The organism is Pseudoalteromonas porphyrae (assembly GCF_001298125.1).
Classification (GTDB): Bacteria; Pseudomonadota; Gammaproteobacteria; order Enterobacterales; family Alteromonadaceae; genus Pseudoalteromonas; species Pseudoalteromonas neustonica.
In genome coordinates, this window is record NZ_LHPH01000051.1 from 1 (window position 1) to 2,501 (window position 2,501).

The 2,501-nt window shown below is 49.6% G+C and carries 1 rRNA gene; it reads right to left on the reverse strand.

The window, feature by feature from the left end:
* Nucleotides 1–2,386 (reverse strand): 23S ribosomal RNA (locus tag ADS77_RS21005); the annotation flags it as partial.
* Nucleotides 2,387–2,501: the final 115 nt, after the last annotated feature.

The following is a 2,501-nucleotide window of genomic DNA, read 5'->3' on the forward strand; positions in this document are numbered from 1 at the left end:
ACCACCGGATCACTATGACCTACTTTCGTACCTGCTCGACGTGTCTGTCTCGCAGTTAAGCTGGCTTCTACCATTACACTAACCGTACGATGTCCGACCGTACTTAGCCAACCTTCGTGCTCCTCCGTTACTCTTTGGGAGGAGACCGCCCCAGTCAAACTACCCACCAGGCACTGTCCGTAACCCCGATTCAGGGGCCAACGTTAGAACATCAAAACTACAAGGGTGGTATTTCAAGGACGACTCCAMMAMAACTAGCGTCKCWKCTTCWAAGTCTCCCACCTATCCTACACATGTAGGTTCAATGTTCAGTGCCAAGCTGTAGTAAAGGTTCACGGGGTCTTTCCGTCTAGCCGCGGGTACACAGCATCTTCACTGCGATTTCAATTTCACTGAGTCTCGGGTGGAGACAGCGTGGCCATGGTTACACCATTCGTGCAGGTCGGAACTTACCCGACAAGGAATTTCGCTACCTTAGGACCGTTATAGTTACGGCCGCCGTTTACCGGGGCTTCGATCAAGAGCTTCTCCGAAGATAACCCCATCAATTAACCTTCCGGCACCGGGCAGGTGTCACACCGTATACGTCATCTTGCGATTTTGCACAGTGCTGTGTTTTTAATAAACAGTCCCAGCCACCTGGTCACTGCGGCTCCCGTCCGCTTAGAGAGCAAGTCTCATCACAGATAGGAGCGTACCTTCTCCCGAAGTTACGGTACGATTTTGCCTAGTTCCTTCACCCGAGTTCTCTCAAGCGCCTTAGTATTCTCTACCTGACCACCTGTGTCGGTTTGGGGTACGATTCCATATAATCTGAAGCTTAGAGGCTTTTCCTGGAAGTATGGCATCAGCAACTTCACTACCGTAGTAGCTCGTCTCGTGTCTCAGGTTTARTGTTCGTCCGGATTTACCTAAACAAACGCCCTACTCACTTTCACATGGACTACCAACGCCATGCTTGCTTAGCCTGCTCCGTCCCCCCATCGCAATTATATCGAGTACAGAAATATTAATCTGTTTCCCATCGACTACGCCTTTCGGCCTCGCCTTAGGGGTCGACTTACCCTACCCTGATTAACATGGGATAGGAACCCTTGGTCTTCCGGCGTGGGAGTTTTTCACTCCCATTATCGTTACTCATGTCAGCATTCGCACTTCTGATACGTCCAGCATACCTCCCGGTACACCTTCAACCGCTTACAGAACGCTCCCCTACCACTCAGAATAAATTCTGAATCCGCAGCTTCGGTGCATAGTTTAGCCCCGTTACATCTTCCGCGCAGACCGACTCGACCAGTGAGCTATTACGCTTTCTTTAAAGGATGGCTGCTTCTAAGCCAACCTCCTGGCTGTCTGGGCCTTTCCACATCGTTTCCCACTTAACTATGACTTTGGGACCTTAGCTGGCGGTCTGGGTTGTTTCCCTCTTCACGACGGACGTTAGCACCCGCCGTGTGTCTCCCGGATATTACTTTACGGTATTCGGAGTTTGCAAAGGGTTGGTAAGTCGGGATGACCCCCTAGCCTTAACAGTGCTCTACCCCCGTAAGTATTCGTCCGAGGCTCTACCTAAATAGATTTCGGGGAGAACCAGCTATCTCCCGGTTTGATTAGCCTTTCACTCCTAGCCACAGGTCATCCCCTAACTTTTCAACGTTAGTGGGTTCGGTCCTCCAGTTGATGTTACTCAACCTTCAACCTGCCCATGGCTAGATCACCGGGTTTCGGGTCTATACCTTGCAACTMKTCGCCCAGTTAAGACTCGGTTTCCCTACGGCTACCCTATTCGGTTAACCTCGCTACAAAATATAAGTCGCTGACCCATTATACAAAAGGTACGCAGTCACCCAACAAGTGGGCTCCTACTGCTTGTACGTACACGGTTTCAGGTTCTATTTCACTCCCCTCACAGGGGTTCTTTTCGCCTTTCCCTCACGGTACTGGTTCACTATCGGTCAGTTGGGAGTATTTAGCCTTAGATGATGGTCCACCTATATTCAGTCAAAGTTTCACGTGCTCCGACCTACTCGATTTCACTTAAAATGTCTTTTCATGTACGGGACTATCACCCTGTATCGTGGCGCTTTCCAGCGGCCTTCCATTAACACATAATAAGCTTAAGGGCTGTTCCGGTTTCGCTCGCCGCTACTTCCGGAATCTCGGTTGATTTCTTTTCCTACGGGTACTTAGATGTTTCAGTTCTCCGCGTTCGCCTCGTTAACCTATGTATTCAGTTAACGATACCTGCAAGCAGGTGGGTTTCCCCATTCGGAAATCCTAGTCTCAAGTGCTTTTTACTAGCTTGACTARGCTTATCGCAAGTTAATACGTCCTTCATCGCCTCCAACTGCCAAGGCATCCACCGTGTACGCTTAGTCACTTAACCATACAACCCAAACGGGTCTTGCTTGGTCTTTGTTACTTATGCTGCCTTGCTATCAATTTTTGCTTGGTTACATAACACGTTATGCGCCCAGCGACAAAAATATCAGCGGCGTTGC